At 68.1% G+C, this 19,653-nt stretch carries 16 protein-coding genes; 4 read left to right on the top strand and 12 right to left on the bottom strand.

The window, feature by feature from the left end; genetic code table 11:
• Positions 1-4: 4 nt before the first annotated feature.
• From AC07PT_RS14050 to ureA, 7 genes are all read right to left on the bottom strand, one after another.
• Positions 5-427, bottom strand: coding sequence for a superinfection immunity protein (locus tag AC07PT_RS14050; protein ID WP_494656998.1), 423 nt, complete (start codon positions 425-427; stop codon positions 5-7).
• A 164-nt stretch (positions 428-591) separates the two neighbouring features.
• Positions 592-1,239: an urease accessory protein UreG gene (gene ureG, locus AC07PT_RS14045; protein WP_019574817.1), complete on the bottom strand. Its 648-nt coding sequence runs from the start codon at positions 1,237-1,239 to the stop codon at positions 592-594.
• 41 nt (positions 1,240-1,280) lie between these two features.
• The gene (locus AC07PT_RS14040) at positions 1,281-1,991 is read right to left on the bottom strand and encodes an urease accessory protein UreF (RefSeq protein ID WP_492349900.1); all 711 of its coding nucleotides are present in this window, start codon (positions 1,989-1,991) and stop codon (positions 1,281-1,283) included.
• Positions 1,975-2,694 carry an urease accessory protein UreE gene (gene ureE / locus AC07PT_RS14035; protein ID WP_494656997.1) on the bottom strand — a complete coding sequence of 240 codons (720 nt, stop codon included), beginning with the start codon at positions 2,692-2,694 and terminating at the stop codon, positions 1,975-1,977. The genes AC07PT_RS14040 and ureE overlap by 17 nt, the downstream gene beginning before the upstream one ends.
• Positions 2,695-2,787: 93 nt before the next feature.
• The gene (gene ureC, locus AC07PT_RS14030) at positions 2,788-4,506 is read right to left on the bottom strand and encodes an urease subunit alpha (RefSeq protein ID WP_492349842.1); all 1,719 of its coding nucleotides are present in this window, start codon (positions 4,504-4,506) and stop codon (positions 2,788-2,790) included.
• Positions 4,507-4,529: 23 nt separating this feature from the next.
• On the bottom strand, positions 4,530-4,835 hold the full coding sequence (locus AC07PT_RS14025) for an urease subunit beta (RefSeq protein ID WP_019574813.1): 306 nt from the start codon (positions 4,833-4,835) through the stop codon (positions 4,530-4,532).
• Between the two features lie 25 nt (positions 4,836-4,860).
• Positions 4,861-5,163: an urease subunit gamma gene (gene ureA / locus AC07PT_RS14020; RefSeq protein ID WP_019574812.1), complete on the bottom strand. Its 303-nt coding sequence runs from the start codon at positions 5,161-5,163 to the stop codon at positions 4,861-4,863.
• A 190-nt stretch (positions 5,164-5,353) separates the two neighbouring features.
• Here ureA and AC07PT_RS14015 point away from each other — a divergent pair, with 190 nt between their 5' ends.
• Both AC07PT_RS14015 and AC07PT_RS14010 read left to right on the top strand, forming a co-directional pair.
• Positions 5,354-6,829 (top strand): metallophosphoesterase, encoded by a 1,476-nt coding sequence (locus AC07PT_RS14015; RefSeq protein ID WP_492349841.1) that lies wholly within the window; start codon positions 5,354-5,356, stop codon positions 6,827-6,829.
• Entirely contained in the window at positions 6,826-8,148 is a 1,323-nt protein-coding gene (locus tag AC07PT_RS14010) for a cytochrome-c peroxidase (RefSeq protein ID WP_494656996.1), read from the top strand. Before AC07PT_RS14015 ends, AC07PT_RS14010 begins: the two co-directional genes overlap by 4 nt.
• 61 nt (positions 8,149-8,209) lie before the next feature.
• On the opposite strand, the gene AC07PT_RS14005 is transcribed toward AC07PT_RS14010, so the two are convergent.
• The 5 genes from AC07PT_RS14005 to AC07PT_RS13985 all read right to left on the bottom strand — a co-directional run bounded on the left by AC07PT_RS14005 (position 8,210) and on the right by AC07PT_RS13985 (position 14,765).
• On the bottom strand, positions 8,210-8,536 hold the full coding sequence (locus AC07PT_RS14005) for a P-II family nitrogen regulator (RefSeq protein ID WP_019574809.1): 327 nt from the start codon (positions 8,534-8,536) through the stop codon (positions 8,210-8,212).
• Between the two features lie 11 nt (positions 8,537-8,547).
• A complete protein-coding gene (locus tag AC07PT_RS14000; RefSeq protein ID WP_492349839.1) occupies positions 8,548-11,637 on the bottom strand; it encodes an efflux RND transporter permease subunit in 3,090 nt (1,029 codons plus the stop codon).
• Positions 11,638-11,640: 3 nt separating this feature from the next.
• On the bottom strand, positions 11,641-12,813 hold the full coding sequence (locus tag AC07PT_RS13995; protein ID WP_494656995.1) for an efflux RND transporter periplasmic adaptor subunit: 1,173 nt from the start codon (positions 12,811-12,813) through the stop codon (positions 11,641-11,643).
• Between the two features lie 26 nt (positions 12,814-12,839).
• On the bottom strand, positions 12,840-14,213 hold the full coding sequence (locus AC07PT_RS13990; protein ID WP_492349837.1) for a TolC family protein: 1,374 nt from the start codon (positions 14,211-14,213) through the stop codon (positions 12,840-12,842).
• A gap of 195 nt (positions 14,214-14,408) precedes the next feature.
• Positions 14,409-14,765, bottom strand: a complete 357-nt coding sequence (locus tag AC07PT_RS13985; protein WP_494656994.1) for a hypothetical protein — start codon at positions 14,763-14,765, stop codon at positions 14,409-14,411.
• 220 nt (positions 14,766-14,985) lie between these two features.
• Here AC07PT_RS13985 and AC07PT_RS13980 point away from each other — a divergent pair, with 220 nt between their 5' ends.
• Positions 14,986-18,630 (top strand): hybrid sensor histidine kinase/response regulator, encoded by a 3,645-nt coding sequence (locus tag AC07PT_RS13980; protein ID WP_494656992.1) that lies wholly within the window; start codon positions 14,986-14,988, stop codon positions 18,628-18,630.
• A complete protein-coding gene (locus AC07PT_RS13975) occupies positions 18,627-19,622 on the top strand; it encodes a response regulator transcription factor (RefSeq protein WP_027478163.1) in 996 nt (331 codons plus the stop codon). The genes AC07PT_RS13980 and AC07PT_RS13975 overlap by 4 nt, the downstream gene beginning before the upstream one ends.
• The last annotated feature ends 31 nt before the right edge of the window (positions 19,623-19,653 follow it).

Raw genomic sequence — 19,653 nt, 5'->3', positions numbered from 1 at the left:
CCGCTCACACAGCGGGCGTGAGGCTGGTGCCGCAGTGCCTGCACTTGATGGCGTCTTCTTTCACCTTTTCGCCGCATTTCGGGCAATTGAGGAGTGAGAAGCCTCGCACCAGCAATTCACTGTCGAAGTACCCGCTTTCCTCGCCGTCGGGCAAGGTCACCTCGGGTTTCTTGATGGCCATCACCAGGGCAGCCACCCAACCCAGCACGGTCCAGCCGAGAAACAGGTTCAACAGGGCGATGGTCAGGCGCTTGGGTTGCCGGCTTCTGAAGGCCTCGTAACTGGGCAACAGATAAAGCATGGGGCCGAACACGAGCAGCGAATAGGCCACCACGGTGTTGAACCCGTGGTTGCGGGTGTTCGGCGACACACCAGCGTAATAGCTGAACGCCACCAGAACCATCAGCACAAACAAGCGAATGTACATAGCCCCTCACGTCGTATCGGGTAATTAATGACTCGTTACGAACTTAACAGGAGAAGGGGGCAAAAACAAGCATTTGAAACGGATGCCGGCAGGCGCACCCGTGTGTTGTCGACGAACAAACCCGTTCCGGCAGGCCGTGTCAGGCCTGCCGCTGCAGCGGCGATTCAGGCCTTGAGCATGCCCTTGGTCTCGATGAACTCGACCACCTGGGTCAGACCGCTGAGGGTTTTCAGGTTGGTCATCACATAGGGCTTCTTGCCGCGCATGCGCTGGGTGTCGGCCTCCATCACGGCCAGGTCGGCACCCACATGGGGGGCCAGATCAGTCTTGTTGATCACGAAAAGATCGCTTTTGGTGATGCCAGGGCCCCCCTTGCGCGGGATTTTTTCGCCCGCAGCCACGTCGATCACATAGATCGTCAGGTCGCTCAGCTCGGGGCTGAACGTGGCGGCGAGGTTGTCTCCGCCCGACTCGACAAACACCACGTCGGCGTCAGGGAACTGCGCCAGCATGCGGTCGATGGCCTCCAGGTTGATCGAGGCGTCTTCACGAATGGCCGTGTGCGGACAGCCGCCGGTTTCCACCCCCAGGATGCGTTCGGCGGGCAGGGCGCCGCTCACGGTCAGCAGGCGCTGGTCTTCCTTGGTGTAGATGTCGTTGGTGATGGCGATCAGGTCGTACTGTGGGCTCATGGCCTTGCACAGCATTTCCAGCAAGGTGGTCTTGCCCGAGCCGACGGGGCCGCCGATGCCCACGCGCAGGGGCGGAAGTTTCTTGGTGCGGCCGGGGATGTGGTGCAGGGCGGTGCTCATGTGGGGTCTCGGTAAAAGGCAGGGCGTGGGCAGGGTGGGGCTCAACTTCTGAAAAGCCGGGAATACTGGGTTTCGTGGCGTGCCGAGAGCACGGCCAGCCGCGGCGTGAAGGCCTGGCGGTCGGCATCGTCCAGGGCCATGGCACCGGCCACGGCGGCCGGGATCTCGGCCGCCAGCCGGGCCAGGATGCGCTGGCCCGCACTTTGGCCCAGGGGCACGGCCTTGATGGCAGTCTGGCTCATGTTCTCGCACCAGCCAAAGGCAAAGGCGGCACAGATGTCGGCGGCGCTGGCAGGGCTTGCGGCGGCGGCCGCGGCAAAGGCCACCGGGTAGGTCAGGCCCAGGGCCTGCACGCGTTCTGCCTGGGCGGGCTGCAGGTTGCGCAGCCAGTCGATCAGCGAGCGGCCCATCTGCACGCTTTGCAGGCGCAGCTCGCTGGTCTCGCGGGTGTGCAACACCCATTGGTTGAGTTCGGCCAGGCGGTCCAGTCGGTCGGCACGCAAGGCCTCCACGCTGGCCGCCAACACGGCCAGATCGCCGCGGGCCAGGCCCAGGTGCAACTGGTCCAGCAGCCAGCCGGCCGCCTGGGCTTCGTTGTCGACCCCGGCCCATTCGACCGCAGCCTCCAGCCCTTCGGAATAGGAAAAGCCGCCCACCGGCAGGGCCGGCGAGGCCAGCCAGATCAGCGACAGCAGGCCGGCCGTGCCCGGGCTGGGCTGGGCCGGACCAGGGGCTTCAGTGACGGTGCCCATGGTCGTGATCGTGGTCGTGGTTGCAACCCGGGCCGTGTTCATGGCCGTGATCGTGGTCGTGGGTGTGTTGATGCCCGTGCTGATGCCCGTGCTGGTGGTCGTGCCCATGGTCATGGCCGCAATCCTGGGTGTGCTCGTGCGGGGCATCGGGGCCGGGTTCGTGGGCCGCGTGCTTGTGATCGTGGCCGTGGTGCTCATGGTCGTGGCCGTGGTCATGGTCGTGCCCATGGCCGTGGTGGTGCCCGCCGTGGTCGCCATAGGCACCCGACTCGGGTTCGAACGATTCGTCCACCGGGTTCACGATCAGGTGCATGCTGCGCAGCATGTCGGCCAGCACATGGTCGGGCTCGATCTTCAGGTGGTCGGGCTTGAGCTCGATCGGCACATGGCGGTTGCCCAGGTGGTAGGCGGCCCGCACCAGGTCGAAGGGGCTGCCATGGCTGCTGCAGGGCGTGATGCGCAGCACAGGCTGGGGGGCCGCGATCACGCGCACCAGCGAGCCATCCTCAGCCACCAGCACGTCGCCGCCGCGCACCGTGGTGCCGCGCGGCAGGAAAACGCCGAGGTGGCGACCACCCGAGTCGGTGGCATCGAAACGGCTTTTCTGGCGCACGTCCCAGTCCAGTTCGAGGGAGTGGGCGCGCTTGAGCAGCACGGGCGCCAGGCCCTGGCCACCGGGGATGATTTTGGAGATCTGCAGCATGGTCGGCAATCCAGACGGGAAAGTGAGAACGGGGGCCGAAACTTTAACGCTTCGGCCCCGACCCTGGCCGGGTCTCAGGGGATCGACCCGGTCTCAGAACAGGAAATAGCGCTGCGCCATCGGCAGGCTGGTGGCGGGCTCGCAGGTCAGCAACTGGCCGTCGGCCCGCACCTCGTAGGTCTGGGCGTCCACTTCCATGCGCGGCGCATAGTCGTTGAGCAGCATGTCCTTCTTGCCCACAGTGCGGATGTTCTTCACCTCGGCCAGGGTTTTGTGCAGTCCGTAGCGCTGGTCGATGCCTGCTGCCATGCCCGCTTGCGACACAAAGGTGAGCGAGCCCTTGGCAATGGCCCCGCCGAAGGCGCCGAACATGGGCCGGTAGTGCACTGGCTGGGGCGTGGGGATGCTGGCGTTGGGGTCGCCCATGGCGGCCATGGCAATGAAGCCGCCCTTGAGGATCAGCGAGGGCTTCACGCCAAAGAAGGCCGGGTTCCAGATCACCAGGTCGGCCCATTTGCCTTCCTCGATGCTGCCCACGATGTGGCCGATGCCGTGCGCGATGGCCGGGTTGATGGTGTATTTGGCGATGTAGCGCCGGGCCCGGTAGTTGTCGTTGCGTGCCGTGTCGGCGGGCAGCTTGCCGCGCTGCTGCTTCATCTTGTGGGCGGTCTGCCAGCAGCGCAGGATCACCTCGCCCACCCGGCCCATGGCCTGGCTGTCCGAGCTGAACATGCTGATGGCGCCCAGGTCGTGCAGGATGTCTTCGGCTGCGATGGTCTCCTTGCGGATGCGGCTCTCCGCAAAGGCCAGGTCCTCGGCGATGTTGGCGTGCAGGTGGTGGCACACCATCAACATGTCCACGTGCTCGTCCAGCGTGTTGATGGTGTAGGGCCGTGTCGGGTTGGTCGACGAGGGCAGCACATTGGCCTCGCCCACCACGCGCAGGATGTCGGGGGCATGGCCGCCGCCCGCGCCTTCGGTGTGGAAGGTGTGGATGGTGCGGCCCTTGAAGGCGGCCACCGTGTCCTCGACAAAGCCCGATTCATTGAGCGTGTCGGTGTGGATGGCCACCTGGGTGTCGGTCAGCTCGGCCACGTTCAGGCAGTTGTCGATGGCGGCGGGCGTGGTGCCCCAGTCTTCGTGCAGTTTCAGGCCGATGGCACCGGCGTCGATCTGCTCATGCAGCGCTGTGGGCAGGCTGGCGTTGCCTTTGCCCAGAAAACCCAGGTTCATCGGAAAGGCGTCGGCCGCCTGCATCATGCGTTCGATGTTCCAGGGACCGGGGGTGCAGGTGGTGGCAAAGGTGCCCGTGGCCGGGCCGGTACCGCCGCCGATCATGGTGGTGATGCCGCTGCACAAGGCCTCTTCGATCTGCTGCGGTGCGATGAAGTGGATGTGGGTGTCGATGCCCCCGGCGGTGACGATCTTGCCTTCGCAGCTGATCACCTCGGTGCCCGGGCCGATGATGATGTCCACGCCGGGCTGGGTGTCGGGGTTGCCGGCCTTGCCGATCTTCACGATGCGGCCGTTCTTCAGGCCGATGTCGGCCTTCACCACGCCCCAGTGGTCCAGGATGACGGCATTGGTCAGCACGGTGTCGACGGCGCCTTCGGCGCGGGCGCGCTGGCTTTGTGCCATGCCGTCGCGAATGGTCTTGCCACCGCCGAACTTCACCTCTTCGCCGTAACTGCCGGCGGCCAGGGTGTGGTCGTGTTCGATCTCAAGGATCAGGTCGGTGTCGGCCAGGCGGATGCGGTCGCCCGTGGTGGGGCCGAACATTTCCGCGTAGGCGCGGCGTGAAATGGAACTCATGGTGTGTCCTTTGCCTGCAGGCTTCAGAGGGCGCCCTGCACCAGGCCGCGAAAACCGTAGATGTGGCGGCTGCCTGACACGGCCACCAACTCGACCGTGCGCTCCTGCCCGGGCTCGAAGCGCACAGCGGTGCCCGAGGCAATGTTCAGCCGCATGCCGCGCGCCGCGGCGCGGTCAAAGCCGAGCGCCGCATTGGTTTCGGCAAAGTGGTAGTGCGAGCCCACCTGGATCGGGCGGTCGCCCGTGTTGCGCACCAGCAGGGTCACGGTGGGGCGGTCGGTGTTGAGGGCGTGCTCGCCCTCGTCAATGATCAGTTCGCCGGGAATCATGGTCGTTGTTCTCCTGTCGCGGATGTCATGGAATCGGCTGGTGGACGGTCACCAATTTGGTGCCGTCAGGGAAGGTGGCCTCGACCTGGATGTCGGGAATCATTTCGGGGATGCCCTCCATCACCTCGTCGCGGCTGAGCAGGGTGCGCCCTTCGCTCATCAACTGGGCCACGGTCTTGCCGTCCCGCGCGCCTTCCATCACGGCGGCACTGATGTAGGCCACAGCCTCGGGGTAGTTCAGCTTCAGGCCCCGCGCCTTGCGGCGCTCGGCCAGCAGGGCGGCGGTGAAGATGAGCAGCTTGTCTTTTTCCCGGGGGGTCAATTCCATGGGGATGCCTCGATAAGGGTCGGTCTGAATGTCTCCAAATGTTAAAGCAGGAACCTTGCCTGGTGGTGCACCATGCTGGTGCCCGCAACGCCAAAATTCAGTGCATGTCAAGGCCGTGTAGCGGTCTTGTCACGACGCTGAAACAGCCGCTCCGTACGGTGTGGGGTTTACCGAGGACGGAGAACCCACCATGAAAAAAATCCAACAGCACCCCCTGGTCTGGCTGGCCGGCTTGTCCACCCTGGGCGCGGCCCTGGTGCTGCCCGGCTGCAGCGGTGACAGCACCCCCGATGCCGCCAGCGGCGACGCCAACATCCAGGCGGCCTGGGTGGAAATGGGCGACAGCAACCAGGCCATCGCCCGTGTGGTCACCAGCTACACCCCGCCCACTGCGGCTGGCACCAGCGCCAATGCCGCCTGCCCACTGCTGGTGGTGGATGGCAACGCCACCCGCATGAACCTGCGCGTGGGCCCCGGTACGGCCGCACAGCGCACCACGGCCAGCGACCCGGTGGATTCCAAGCCCTCGGCCTTCCCGGTCTCGGTGTGCGAAGCCAACCTGCCGGGTGGGGCGCAGAAGGTGGCCGTGGCCAACCGTGTGCTGCCCGTGCCCAAGGCCAATCCCCAACGCGTGCTGGTGCTGGCCGACACCGGCTGCCGCATGAAGAAGGCCGGCGCCGCCTGGCAGGCCTGCAGCGACCCGGTGGCCTGGCCCTTTGCCAGCCTGTCCAAGGTCGCAGCCTCAATGACGCCTGACCTGGTGCTGCACATCGGCGATTACCACTACCGTGAAAACGCCTGCCCCAGCGACGTGGCCGGCTGCCAGGGCAGCCCCTGGGGTTACGGCTGGGACACCTGGCTGGCCGACCTGTTCCAGCCTGCCGCCCCGCTGCTGTCTGCCGCCCCCTGGGTGGTGGTGCGTGGCAACCACGAAGAATGCGCGCGCGCCGGCCAGGGCTGGTACCGCTTCATGGACGTGCGCAGCTACTCGGCCGCCCGCAACTGCGACGACCCGGTCAACGACGGCACGGCCAACTATGCCGACCCCTACGCGGTGGCTTTGGGCACCGACTCGCAGATCGTGGTGTTCGATTCGGCCAAGACTGGTTCCTCCGCCCTCAAGCCCACCGATGCCCAGTTCGCCATCTATCAGAAGCAGTTCCAGACCGTGGGCAGCCTGGCGGCCAAGACCGGCGTGGTCAACACCATCTTCACCAACCACCACCCGATCCTGGCCTTTGCCCCGGTGGCCGGCAGCACCCCGGCGCCCGGCAACCTGGCCCTGCAGTCGGCCATGAGCAGCCTGAACGCCCAGGCCTACTACCCGCCGGGCGTCAACGTGGCCCTGCATGGTCACGTGCATGACTTCCAGGCCATCAACTTCGCCTCGGGCCACCCGGCCACGCTGGTCACCGGCAACGGCGGCGACTCCCTGGATGTGGCGCTGCCTGACCCGCTGCCCGCGGGCCTGACGCCCGCCGTGGGGGCCACGATCGACCGCATCACGCACAGCGCCAGCTTCGGCTTCATGGTGATGGACCGCAACGCGGCCCCTGCCACGGGCTGGACCTTCAAGGCCTACAGCGCCGCCGGCAAGCTGATGGCTACCTGTGTGCAGTCGGGCAAGGCACTGAGCTGCGACAAGACCGGCTTCCTGACGCCGTGAGGTCGCTGTTGGCGGGCGCCTGGCGCCTTTTGGGCGGACTGCTCGCAGGCAGCCTGTGTGCCGGGGCGCTGGCCGCCCCTGAAAGCGTGGTCCTGGTCTCGGGCGGTGGGGCGCAGAAGGTGCTGGCCCCGATCGGCCGCAGCCCACTGGTGGCCGCCAAGTACGACGCCACCAGCGCCCGCTTTGCACCCGACCCGGCCCTGGTGGCGCTGGGCCGGCGCCTGTTTGTCGAGCCACGCCTGTCCGAGCCGGCGGGTGCCTCGTGCGCCAGCTGCCACGACCCGGCCCGGGCCTTCATGCCGGGGCCGCAGGCCGTGGCCGGCGGGCCCGGCACGCCACGTGGCAGCCGCGCCGGCGAGTTCAGCCTGCGCAACGCGCCCTCGCTGCTGTATGTGCGCTATGTGCCGCGCCGCCACTTCTACCAGGACGACGACGCGCCTTATCCGTCGCCCTTTGGCGGCCTGATGGCCGATGGCCGTGCCGACACCCTGGCCGAGCAGGCGCGGGGGCCCTTGTTCGACCCGCACGAGATGAACAACGGCAGCCCGCGTCAACTGCTGCAGCGCCTGCGCCGCAACGGGCTGGCCCAATCCCTGGCCGACAGCGGGGTGGCCCCCTTCGGCCCGGCCGTGATGCGTGACCCCGAGACCCTGGTGCGGGCCCTGGGTGCGGCCTTCGAGGCCTACCTGCAAAGCGATGAGATGGCGCCCTTCAGCTCGCGTTTCGATGCCTACCTGCGCGCGCGCCACCCCTTGAGCCCCACCGAGATGCGCGGTCTGGCCCTGTTCAAGAACCCAGACAAGGGCAACTGCGCCTCGTGTCACGCCCTGTCGGACACGGCTTCACGGCCCGAGCGTTCGCTGTTCACCGATTTCGGCTATGACGCGATTGCCGTGCCACGCAACCGGGCCCTGGCACCCAACCGCCGGGCCGGGCACTTCGATGAGGGCTTGTGCGCCACGGCGCGGGCCCAGCAGTGGCCCGAACCGCAGCAGTGGTGCGCCTACCTGCGCACCCCCGGGCTGCGCAACGTGGCGCTGCGCCAGAGCTTCATGCACAACGGTGTGCTGCACTCGCTGCGCGACGCGGTGGCCTTCTACAACACACGTTCGATCAAACCCGGTCAGTGGTATGCCTCGGGCAGTGTGTTCGAAGACGTGGCCCCGGCCCACCACGGCAACGTCAACGTCAACTCCCCGCCGCTGAACCGCCGCCCCGACCAGCCGCCCGCCTTGAGCGAGCAGGACATTGATGACCTGGTGGCCTTTTTGCGCACCCTGACCGATGCGCCCTACGTGGCGGCCATGCCGCCACCTTGAGCCTGTCTGGCGGCCATGCCACCCCCTGAGAAACCTCGCAGGTTCACAGGGGGGCAAAGGCTCATACCGCGCTGCCGTCGCGGATGCGGTGGGTCTCGTCGATGTCCACCACCCAGACCAGACCGTCCCCGATCTGGCCGGTCTGGCAGGCCTGGGTGATGGCCTGGCGGATGGTCTCCACCATCTCGGCCTGGGCCAGCACCGACACCATCAGCTTGGGGCTGAAGTCGGTCAGTTCTTCGCGCACGCTGCGTTTGTCCACCGCGGCCGGGGCGGTGAAGCCCTCGGCCCGGAAGATGGTCACCCCCGGAAAGTTGGGGATGGCGCGCAGCGCATCGCGCAGGCGGTTCAAGCGGCTGGGCCGCACGATGGCTCGGATTTCCTTCATGTCGGCCTCCTTCAGGCTTCGGTGGGTTTTTCGTCGAACCAGCGGTACAGCGTGGGCAGCACCACCAGGGTCAGCAGGGTGGAGGAGATCAAGCCCCCGATCACCACGATGGCCAGCGGGCGTTGCACCTCAGAGCCCGGGCCGGTGGCAAACAGAAACGGCACCAGACCCAGCAGGGCCACGGTGGCCGTCATCATCACGGGGCGAAAGCGCTGCACGCAGCCTTCGCGCACCGCGGCGGCCACCTCCAGCCCGTCTTCGCGCAGGCGCCGGATGCAGGTCACCAACACCACGCCATTGAGCACCGCAATGCCCCACAGCGCGATGAAGCCCACCGAGGCCGGCACGCTCAGGTACTCGCCCGTGACGAACAGGGCCACCAGGCCCCCGATCGAGGCAAAGGGCAACACCAGGATGATCAGGCTGGCCAGCCGCACCGAGTTGAACAGCAGGAACAGCAGGAAGAAGATGGCCGCGATGGTCAGCGGCACGATCACCGCCAGCGTGCCCATGGCGCGCTCCATGTTCTCGAACTGCCCGCCGAAGCGGAACTCATAGCCCTCGGGCAGGCGCACCTCCTGGGCCAGGCGTTGCTGCACCTCGGCCACGTAGCCGGCCAGGTCGCGCCCTTCCACGTTGGCGCCCACCACCACGCGGCGCTTGCCGCTTTCACGGCTGATCTGCGCCGGGCCGTCCACCAGTTCGATGCGCGCCACCGAGTACAGCGGCACCTGGGCGCCGTCAGTCGTGGTCAGCAAGGTGTTGCCGATGGCCTCGGCGCTCTGCCGCGCCGCGGCCGGGAAACGCACCACCACGTTGTAGCGGCGCTCGCCTTCGTACAGGGTGGTCACTTCCTTGCCTCCGATGGCGGTCTCGATCAGGCTGTGCACGTCGGCCACATTGATGCCGTGGCGGGCGATGGCCTTGCGGTCGATGTCCACCGTCAGTGCCTGCTGGCCTGACAGCCGCTCGATGCGGATGTCTCGGCTGCCGTCCACGCTTTTCAGCACCCGGGCCACCTGCTCGGACAGGCGTTTGAGTTCGCCCAGTTCATCCCCGAAGACCTTGATGGCCAGTTGCGAGCGCACCCCGGTCACCATCTCGTCGACCCGCTCCGAGATCGGCTGCGAGAGCACGATCTGCACCCCGGGGATGGTGGACAGGCGTTGTCGGATGTCTTCGTCGATCTCGTCCTGGGTGCGGTCCGATTTCGGGTCGAGCAGCACGATGGGGTCGGACTCGTTGGGGCCGGCGGGGTCGGCGGGCGACTCGCCCCGGCCCAGCTTGGACACCACCATGCGCACCCCGGGCACCTCGGCCACGGCCTTCATGGCGTCCATTTCCATGCGGATGGATTCGTCCAGCGAGATGCTGGGCACGCGGTTGATCTGTGGCGTCAGCGCGCCTTCCTTCATGGTGGGCATGAAGGACTTGCCCAGCAGCGGGAACAGCGCCAGCGATCCCAGCAGCAGGCCCACGGCCACCCCCAGCGTCAGGCGGCTGCGCAGCGTGGCACCGTCGAGCAGGCGCAGGTAATGGCGCTTCAGGAAGGCGATCAGCCGGGTGTCGTGGTCAGCCCCGCCCTTGAGGAAGTAGGCGCACAGCACCGGCGACAGGATCAGCGACACCACCAGCGACACGGCCAGGGCCATGGCGATGGTCAGGGCCAGCGGCGCGAACATCTTGCCCTCGATGCCTTGCAGCGTCATCAGCGGCAGGAACACCAGGATGATGATGGCCATGCCGAAGATGGTCGGGGTGGCCACCTCGGTGGTGGCGTCCAGGATGGCGCGCACCCGCGCGCCCATGCTTGCGCCGGCCTGACCCACGCGGTGGTACACGTTCTCGACCACCACCACCGTGGCGTCCACCATCAGGCCGATGGCAATCGCCAGCCCCCCCAGCGACATCAGGTTGGCCGAGATGCCATAGCGGTTCATCAGGATGAAGGTCGTCAGCGGAGCAATCACCAGGGTGGCCACCACGATCAGGCTGGATCGCACGTCGCCCAGGAAGATGAACAGGATCACCACCACCAGGAAGATGCCTTCGACCAGCACCTTGCCCACCGTGAACAGGGCCGAATCGACCAGCTCGGTTCGGTCGTAATAGGGCACGATCTGCAGCCCGTCGGGCAGCAGGCCCTGCCGGTTGATCTCGTCCACCCGATCCTTCACCCGGCCGACCACCTGCTTGGCGTTGCCGCCCCGCATCATCAGCACGATGCCCGACACCCCTTCGGTGTAGCCGCCCTTGATGATGGCGCCCTGGCGCACTTCACTGCCCAATTGGACCGTGGCCACGTCGCGCACGTACACCGGCACGCCGGCCTGTTCCTTCACCACGATGTTGGCTATGTCGTCCAGGGTGCGGATCAGCCCCAGGCCGCGGATCAGGTACTGCTCGGTGAGCTGCGGCAGGATGCCGCCGCTGGCATTGGCATTGTTGCTGGCAATCGCCTGCACCACCTGCTGCACCGACAGCCCGTAGTGGCGCAGCCGACCGGGGTCGACCAGGGCCTGGTACTGCTTGACATAGCCGCCCTGCGAGTTGATCTCGGCCACACCCGGGATCGAGCGCAGCATGGGGCGGAGCACCCAGTCCTGCACGGTGCGGCGTTCGGCCAACTCTTCGGGGGTCAGCGCACGCTGCCCGTCGTCGGGGCGCTCCAGCGTGTATTGATAGACCTCGCCCAGGCCGGTGGAGACCGGGCCCAGCACCGGCACGATGCCGGCGGGCATGCGTGGCGTCACCTCGATCAGGCGCTCAGTCACCAGCTGGCGCGCAAAGTACACGTCGGTGGTGTCTGTGAACACCAGGGTGATGATGGACAGGCCGCTTTTGTTGAGCGAGCGCATCTCGACCAGGCCGGGCAGCCCGGTCATGGCGATTTCCAGCGGCACGGTCACAAAGCGCTCGATCTCTTCGGGCGAGCGGCCGGGCGCTTCGGTGGCCACTTGCACCTGCACATTGGTCACGTCGGGGAACGCGTCCACCGACAGCCTGGTGGCTTCACGCACGCCGAAGGCACACAGCACCAGGGCCAGCACCACCACCACCAGGCGCTGGCTCAGCGCAGCACGGATCAGGGAGGCAACCATGGCTTACTCCAGTTCGGCGCGCTTGCGCTCGTTGTTCAGGTGGAAGGCCCCTTCGACCACCACCTCGCTGCCCTCGGGCAGGCCCTTGAGCAACGGGCGCTGGGCGCCGCTGGCGGCCCCCAGCTCGACCGGCATGAGGCGGTAGCGGCCCTCGGCCTGGCGCACGAACACGTGGTCGCGGTCGTTCTCGCGCACCACCGCGGCGGCGGGCACGGCCAGCACCTGCTGGGGTGCGGCGGCGATGCGCATGGTGGCCAGCATCTGTGGCTTGAGGTCGCGACGGGCGTTGTCGACCTGGGTGCGAATGGTGACGGTGCGGGTCTCCGGCGAGACGGTGTCGCCCACGTAGACGATCTTGCCCTGCAGGCGCTGCGCCCCCAGGGCCGGCACCTCGATCTCCACGGCCTGGCCCGGCTGCACCGAGCGTGCCGCCTGTTCGGGCAGGCCGCCCACCACCCAGACATTGCCCAGGTCGGCCACGGTGAACAGGGGGTCACCCGGCTGGGCCACCTGGCCTCGGCTCACCTGGCGTTCAATCACCACGCCCGACAGCGTGGCCACCACGGCCGTCTTGGCCGCCAGCGTGCCCTGGCTGCGCAATTGCTCGATGGCGCCCGCAGGCAGTCCCATCAATTGAAGTTGGTCGCCGGCGGCGCGCAATTCGGCGCGGGCGATGCTCAGCTCGGATTCGCGGCGCTGCAGTTCGGCCGAGCCGATCACGTCGGCCTGGATCAGCTGACGAGCGCGCTCCACAGCCCGTTCGGCCAATTGGCTGGCGGCGTGGGCGCGCAGATAGGCCAACTGGGCCGTGGTCAGCTCGGGGCTGGCCACGTGAGCCAGGGCCTGGCCGGTCTTGACGCGGTCGCCCACCTCGGCCAGCACATCGGTCACCCGGCCGGTGACCGAAGCCCCGATGCGGGTCACCAGGCGGTCATTGGCCTCGATGCGGCCGGCCACGTCCTGGGTGGGCACCAGGTCGACCGGGGCCAGTTTCTGCACCTTGAACTGGACCGCCATCTCGGGCTTGACGCGCACCTCCATCGGGTCGGTGGCGGGGGCCTCCGCGACAGGTGCGGGCTTGTCGGCCGGGCCGCAGGCGCTCAAGGTGAAGGCGCAGAGCAAGGCCAATGTCAGCGTGCTCAGGGTGGCCAGGGGAGGGAACGTGAATGCGTTCATGATGGGTTTCATGGAAAGAGGGGGCGTCAGGGCTGGTGGGAGGTGGCGGTCGGGCCGGCCGGCGTGGGGGGGGCGGTGGTGGCGGCGGGGAACTCGGGCTCGCCGTGGCGGCCGGCCAGCAGTTCGAGTTCGATGCGCGCCACTTGCTGTTGGTAGCGCGCATCCAGCAGGTCGGCGCGCACGCTGCGCAGCACGCGCTGAGCGTCCAGCACATCGAGGATGCCGCGCTCGCCATAGCGGTAGGCGGCCTGGGCCACGCGCAGCGCAGCCTCGGCTTCTCGCACGGCGCCCTGGCTCAGGGCCTCGGTGCGCCCGCGGGCCAGCTCCAGGGATTTCCAGGCCAGCAGCACCTGCTGGCCCAGTTCGGCGCGGCGCCCGTCCAGGCGGCCCTGCAGGCGCAACAGCTCGGATTCGGCCTCGGCACGGGGGCCGCTGCGCGTGTCCAGCAGCGGGATCTGCACACTCACCCCCAACTGGTTCTGGCGGATCTCGGGGTCACGGGTCTGGCTGTAGCGCAGTTCCAGCCCGGGCCAGCGGCTGGCCCTGGCCTCGGCCAGGCGGGCCTGGGCGCGCTCGATCTCGGCCTGCAGGGCGCGCAGTTCCGGGTTGCGCTCATGGGCCTGGGCGCGCAGCGCGCTCAGGCTGGGCAGCGTCGGTGCATCGTCCAGCGAGGCCTGCAGTCGCCAGCGCTCGGGCAACTGGCCGGCGGCCAGGCGGTTCAGACTCAGCAAGGCCTGTTCGGCCTGCAGGGCCGCGCTTTGCTGGCGCTGGCGGGCGTTGATGATTTCAGCGTCGGCCTTGATGATTTCGTAGCGCGGGGCCTCGCCGCTGTCCACCCGCAGGCGCACGCGTTCTCGCACCTGCTCCAGCAAGGCCAGCGATTCGCTGGCGCTGGCGGCTTCGGCCTGGCGCAGCAGGGCTTCGTAGGCGCGCAAATGCACCTGGGCGATCAGGGCCTGGCGCGTGATTTCGGCCTGTTCGGTGCTGCCCTTCACCCCGGCCCGGGCGGCGTCCTGGCGGGCGCTGCGCAGGGCCGGGTTTTCGATCAACTGCGACACCGCCCAGGTTTGCACTTGGCCCGGTGTGGCCGCGGGCAGGCGGGCACTGTTGTGGCCGCCGCTCACCTCCAGCCGTGGGTTGGGCAGGGCGGCGGCGCTGGTGACGCCGGCGGCGGCGGTCTGGCGCGCCTGCAGGGCGGCTAGCAGTTCGGGGTTGTGCTCCAGCACCCGTCGGGTGAGTTGTTCCAGGCTCATCACCGGCGTGGCGTCTGTGCGGTGGCTGGGCGTGGGCATTGTCTGGGCCTGGACCAGATGGGGGGCGATGCTGCCCAGCGACAGGGCTGCGGTGAGCAGCGCCAGTCTGGGCAGGCGCCGTGGCAGGGAAGAATCAAAAGCGTGCATGGCTTGGGCGGCACAGGGCCGTGAAGAAAAGCGGGTGGGCCGGCCCACAGGCGCCAAGCCTGGGGCCGTGCGTGCGCAACGCGCTCAGGCGTTGCGGGTCCGGCGCTCGCGTCAGCGGCGGCCGGATCGGCAGGCGATGTCAGTCGACAGGGAGGGGGGGGAGGGTGGCGCCGGGCCGTCAGGCGGGCGCGGGCCTCAGGCGGCCAGGCGTGGCGGGCGCAGCAGGGGCCGGGGGCAGACGCTGCTCAGCCGCACCGAGAAGAGCGCGGGGGCGCTGGTGTGGACAGGGGTGTCCAGGTGGGGCTCTTCGGGCGCCCAGAACATTTCGGTGCGGTCGTCGTTGGTGACCGGGGGTTGGTACAGGCGCACGGCCGTGCGCAGCTCTTCGTCCAGCGTGTCTGGCTCGTCGGCCATCACCTCGCAGGGCGAGGTCACCAGCAGCACATCCCCTTGCAGCAGCTCGGGCTCGCCTGCCCAGGCCGTGTTCTCGCTCTGCAGCAGGGTCGAGCCGAGCAGCAGCACTGAGAGCAGGCAAAGCAGAAGCAGACGCATGGTGAACGGGGAAGAGCCGGTTTTCTGGAGTGGGAACACGCTGGATTGTGTTCGCTGCAGCGCACAAGTTCCCGCTCGATGCAAAAAAACCTGGCAGATCGCAGGGATGCGAGCGTTTCGCGGCGCATGGCATGAATGCTGCACCGCTCTGGGGCATGGCAGGGGACCGGGGCGGTACCCGGGCGCCCGCGACAGGATCAGACCAAGGAGTTCAGCACGCATGAGGGCATCCGAAAGACCCATCGGGCAGAGCGGTTCAAGTGGCCCCAGCGGGCCAGGTGGCCCATTGGGCCAGCCCGCCTTGCTCTCGGCCGGGCCGGACGTCGACGCGCCCGTGAGCGCCGATGCCGGCGCGCCGCAGCAGGTGGTCAAGATCCGCCGCGATTACAACAGCTGGGTGGTGCGCGAGACGCTGGAGGACTACGCCTTGCGCTTTGCGCCGCAGCGCTTTCGGCGCTGGTCGATCTTCCGGGTGGCCAACACCGCCTTCGGGGCCGCCTCGTTCCTGATCCTGGAGGCCGTGGGCGCCACCTTGCTGGTTCAGTATGGCTTCGAGAACGCCCTGTGGGCCATTCTGGCCACCGGCCTGGTGATCTTTCTGGCCGGCCTGCCCATCAGCGTGTACGCGGCGCGCTACGGCGTGGACATGGACTTGCTGACCCGTGGCGCGGGATTTGGCTACATCGGGTCGACGCTGACCTCGCTGATCTATGCCTCGTTCACCTTCATCTTTTTTGCCCTGGAGGCGGCCGTCATGGCCTATGCGCTGGAGCTGGCGCTGGGCATCCCGCCGTCCTGGGGCTACCTGGTGTGTGCGCTGGTGGTGATTCCGCTGGTGACGCACGGGGTGTCGGTGATCAGCCGCCTTCAGGTCTGGACCCAACCGCTGTGGATCGTGATGCTGGTGGTGCCCTTTGTGGCGGTGCTGCTGCGCGATCCTGGTGCGCTTGTCGGCATCACGCACTACGGTGGTGAGGGGCGGGATTTTGCGGGCTTTGATTTGCACCTGTTTGGTGCGGCATCGACGGTGGGGATTGCGCTGATCACCCAGATGGGCGAGCAGGCCGACTACCTGCGCTTCATGCCCCGGCCCGACCCGGCGCACCCGGGGCGGTGGTGGGCGGGCGTGCTGGCCGGCGGGCCGGGCTGGGTCTTGGTGGGCGTGGCCAAGATGCTGGGCGGGGCCCTGCTGGCCTACCTGGCCATCACCCACATGGTGCCGCCCGACCGGGCGGTGGACCCCAACCAGATGTACCTGGCCGCCTATGAGTATGTGTTTCCGCGCTATGGCTGGGCGGTGGCGGCGACGGCCATCTTCGTGGTGCTGTCGCAGCTCAAGATCAACGTGACCAACGCCTATGCGGGGTCGCTGGCGTGGTCCAACTTCTTTTCGCGCGTCACCCACAGCCACCCGGGGCGGGTGGTGTGGGTGGTGTTCAACACCCTGATCGCCTTCATGCTGATGGAGATGAATGTGTTCGAGGCCCTGGGCGATGTGCTGGGGCTGTACTCGAACATCGCCATCGCCTGGATGATGACGGTGGTGGCCGATCTGGTGATCAACAAGCCCCTGGGCCTGAGCCCGCCGGGCATCGAGTTCAAGCGGGCGCATCTGTACGACATCAACCCGGTAGGGGTGGGGGCCATGGCCCTGGCCTCGGCCCTGTCGGTGAGCGCCCACCTGGGGCTGTTCGGGCCCTTGGCCCAGGCCTTCTCGGCCCTGATCGCCTTGGGCACGGCCCTGCTGACCTCGCCACTGCTGGCCTGGTTGACCGGGGGGCGCTACTACATCGCCCGCCACAGCGAGGCCCCCCCTGTGGCGGGGGCCGACCCCAGCACCGCCCTGCGCCGCTGCGTGATCTGCGAGAGCGAGTACGAGGCCCCCGACATGGCCCATTGCCCAGCCTACCGCGGGCCGATCTGCTCGCTGTGCTGCACGCTGGACGCGCGCTGTGGTGATCTGTGCAAGCCCCACGCCAGCCTGTCGGCCCAGTGGTCGGGGGCCTTGCGCTGGCTGCTGCCGCGCCGCATCTGGCCCTACCTGGACACCGGGCTGGGCCATTTTCTGTTGCTGATGCTGATCATCGTGCCGCTGCTGGCCACGGTGTTCGGCCTGCTCTACCACCAGGAGTTGCGCACCCTGGGCGACATGCTGCCGGCCGAGCCGCTGGGGCAGCTGTCGCTGCGCACCGGCTTTCTCAAGGCCTACATGGCCATGCTGGTGATTGCGGGCATCGTGGCCTGGTGGTTGGTGCTGGCGCACAAAAGCCGCCAGGTGGCGCAGGAGGAGTCGAACCGCCAGACCCGCCTGCTGATGCGCGAGATCGAGCTGCACCGCCAGACCGACGAGGCCCTGCAGACCGCACGCCAGGTGGCCGAGCGGGCGCGCCAGCAGGCCGACCAGGCCAATCAGGCCAAGAGCCGCTACATCAGCGCCATCAGCCATGAGCTGCGCACGCCACTCAACAGCATCCTGGGCTATGCCCAGCTGATGGGCGAGGACCCCGGCGTGCCGCCGCACCGCAGGCAGGCGGTGAACGTGATCCGGCGTGGCGGCGAACACCTGCTGACCCTGATCGAGGGCACGCTGGATGTGGCGCGCATCGAGTCCGGCAAGATGACGCTGGAGGTCCGCCCCATGCGCTTTGCCGACTTCGTGCACGACGTGGCGGGCCTGTTCGAGTTGCAGGCGGCGGCCAAGGGCCTGCGCTTCCAGTTCGAGGCCCAGGGCGAGTTGCCCGAGGTGGTGCGCGCCGACGAAAAGCGCCTGCGCCAGATCCTCATCAACCTGCTGGGCAATGCGATCAAGTTCACGGCCCGCGGTCAGGTCACGTTCCGGGTGCGCCACGGCCGCGAAATGGCCACGCTGGAGGTGCATGACACTGGACCGGGCATGAGCGCGGCCGAGTTGCAGCGCATCTTCGAGCCTTTTGCACGTGGCACCACGGCCAGTGCCGGCTCGGGCGGGGCCGGCCTGGGCCTGACCATCGCCAAGATGTTGACCGACCTCATGGGCGGCGAGTTGTCGGTGGACAGCACGCCCGGTCAGGGCTCGGTGTTCCGGGTACGGCTGTTTTTGCCCGAGGTGCACGACAGCGCCCTGCAGCACCCGCCGGCCCAGGCGCCAGCCGCAGCGCAGCGCTCCGGATACCTGGGGCCGCGCCGGCGCCTGCTGGTGGTGGACAACGAAGAGCCCGACCGCGAACTGCTGGTGCAACTGCTGCAGCCCCTGGGGTTTGAGTTGCGCACCGCCGCCAGCGGCCACGATGCGCTGGACCTGCTGGCCGCCGGCTACGCGCCCGATGCGGTGTTCATGGACCTGGCCATGCCCGGCATCGATGGTTGGGAGACCGTGCGCCGCCTGCGTGCCGCGGGCCATACCCGGGCCCAGGTGGCCATCGTGTCGGCCAATGCCTTCGACAAGGGCCTGGAGAACGACGTGGCCATTGCGCCTGAGGATTTTCTGGTCAAGCCTGTGCGCCACAGCGAGCTGCTCGACTGGCTGGAGCGGCGCCTGGGCCTGGTTTGGCAGGGGCCGGGCCAGGCCCAGGACGCTTCGGACGAGGCCAAGCCGGCCCGGATGGCCGTGGAGGCCGAGCCCCTCACGGAGCCCCCGCCCGACGCCGGTGCCCGTCCGAGCGAGCCTCGCCTGAAGGTGTTGCTGGAGGCCGTGACGCTGGGCTACTACCGCGGCGTGATGAACGCCCTGGCCGACATCGAACGCCACGAGCCCACCTGTGCGGCCTGGGTCGAGGGTTTGCGCCCGCTGGCGCGGGGCTTCCAGTTTGAAGCGCTGGCCGAGGCCATCACGGCACAATCGACCTCTTCTGCTTCAGAGCCCGCCCGCCCGACCCCGCCACCATGAACGCGCCCTCTTACGATCAGACCCTGGACCGTGCCAACAGCGATGTGGTGCTGGTGGTGGACGACGTGCCCGACAACCTGGCCATGCTGCACGACGCGCTGGACGAGTCGGGCTACACCGTGCTGGTGGCCACTTCGGGCGAGGCCGCGCTGCAACGCGCCAGCCAGGCCCTGCCGGATGTGGTGCTGCTGGACGCCATGATGCCGGGCATGGATGGCTTTGAAGTGGCCCGCCGCCTGAAGGCCGAGCCCCGCACGGCGCACATCCCCATCATTTTCATGACCGGGCTCACCGAGACCGAGCACCTGGTGGCGGCGCTGGAGAGCGGTGGGGTGGACTACGTGACCAAGCCCATCAAGCCCAAGGAGGTGCTGGCCCGCATGAGCGTGCACCTGCAGGGCGCTCGCCAGGCGCGGCAGGCGGCGCGGCAGGCAGGGCAGGCGCGCAATGCCCTCGATGCCTTTGGCTACGCCAGCATCACCGTGCGGGTGAGCGATGGGCGGCTGATGTGGCAGACCCCGTTGGCGCGTGATCTGCTGATGCGTTACTTTGGCACGGCGGCACCGGTCACGCCCGAGCCGGTGGTGAGCTGGCTGAGGCGCCACCTGCCTGACGCCCAGGCCAGCATCGAGCCGCCGCGCCTGAATCACGACCAGGGCCCGCGCCGGCTCACCTTCCGCCTGCACCAGCAGACCGGCGACAGCGAGGGCGGTGGTGACTGGCTGATCGTGATGCAGGAGGTGTCGGACGACGCGGTGATCGAGGCCATGAGCCTGAGCTTCAAGCTCACGGCGCGCGAGGCCGAGGTGCTTTACTGGGTGGTCAAGGGCAAGATCAACCGCGACATCGGCGACATCCTGGGGGCCAGCCCGGCCACCGTGAAAAAGCACCTGGAGCGGGTGTACGCCAAGCTCGGCGTCGAAACCCGCACCGCGGCGGCCGGCATGGCCATGAACCGCATCCGGCAGTTGCACCCCCAGTTTGAGGGGTAAGGGCCCCAGCCCCGCCTGACGAGGCCGGGGC

It is taken from the genome of Curvibacter sp. GW821-FHT09D12 (assembly GCF_059416245.1).
Note: the sequence above shows the minus strand (reverse complement) of the source record. Positions and strands in the feature narration are given on the sequence as shown.

Excerpts from the sequence above, each read along its gene's own strand:
- AC07PT_RS14005 (WP_019574809.1), bottom strand. The coding sequence starts at position 8,536 with ATGAAGGAAATCCGAGCCATCGTGCGGCCCAGCCGCTTGAACCGCCTG.
- AC07PT_RS13985 (WP_494656994.1), bottom strand. The coding sequence starts at position 14,765 with ATGCGTCTGCTTCTGCTTTGCCTGCTCTCAGTGCTGCTGCTCGGCTCG.
- AC07PT_RS14025 (WP_019574813.1), bottom strand. The coding sequence starts at position 4,835 with ATGATTCCCGGCGAACTGATCATTGACGAGGGCGAGCACGCCCTCAAC.
- AC07PT_RS14040 (WP_492349900.1), bottom strand. The coding sequence starts at position 1,991 with ATGGGCACCGTCACTGAAGCCCCTGGTCCGGCCCAGCCCAGCCCGGGC.
- ureA (WP_019574812.1), bottom strand. The coding sequence starts at position 5,163 with ATGGAATTGACCCCCCGGGAAAAAGACAAGCTGCTCATCTTCACCGCC.
- AC07PT_RS14000 (WP_492349839.1), bottom strand. The coding sequence starts at position 11,637 with ATGGTTGCCTCCCTGATCCGTGCTGCGCTGAGCCAGCGCCTGGTGGTG.
- ureC (WP_492349842.1), bottom strand. The coding sequence starts at position 4,506 with ATGAGTTCCATTTCACGCCGCGCCTACGCGGAAATGTTCGGCCCCACC.
- AC07PT_RS13975 (WP_027478163.1), top strand. The coding sequence starts at position 18,627 with ATGAACGCGCCCTCTTACGATCAGACCCTGGACCGTGCCAACAGCGAT.
- AC07PT_RS13980 (WP_494656992.1), top strand. The coding sequence starts at position 14,986 with ATGAGGGCATCCGAAAGACCCATCGGGCAGAGCGGTTCAAGTGGCCCC.
- ureE (WP_494656997.1), bottom strand. The coding sequence starts at position 2,694 with ATGCTGCAGATCTCCAAAATCATCCCCGGTGGCCAGGGCCTGGCGCCC.
- AC07PT_RS14050 (WP_494656998.1), bottom strand. The coding sequence starts at position 427 with ATGTACATTCGCTTGTTTGTGCTGATGGTTCTGGTGGCGTTCAGCTAT.
- AC07PT_RS13990 (WP_492349837.1), bottom strand. The coding sequence starts at position 14,213 with ATGCACGCTTTTGATTCTTCCCTGCCACGGCGCCTGCCCAGACTGGCG.
- ureG (WP_019574817.1), bottom strand. The coding sequence starts at position 1,239 with ATGAGCACCGCCCTGCACCACATCCCCGGCCGCACCAAGAAACTTCCG.
- AC07PT_RS14015 (WP_492349841.1), top strand. The coding sequence starts at position 5,354 with ATGAAAAAAATCCAACAGCACCCCCTGGTCTGGCTGGCCGGCTTGTCC.
- AC07PT_RS13995 (WP_494656995.1), bottom strand. The coding sequence starts at position 12,813 with ATGAACGCATTCACGTTCCCTCCCCTGGCCACCCTGAGCACGCTGACA.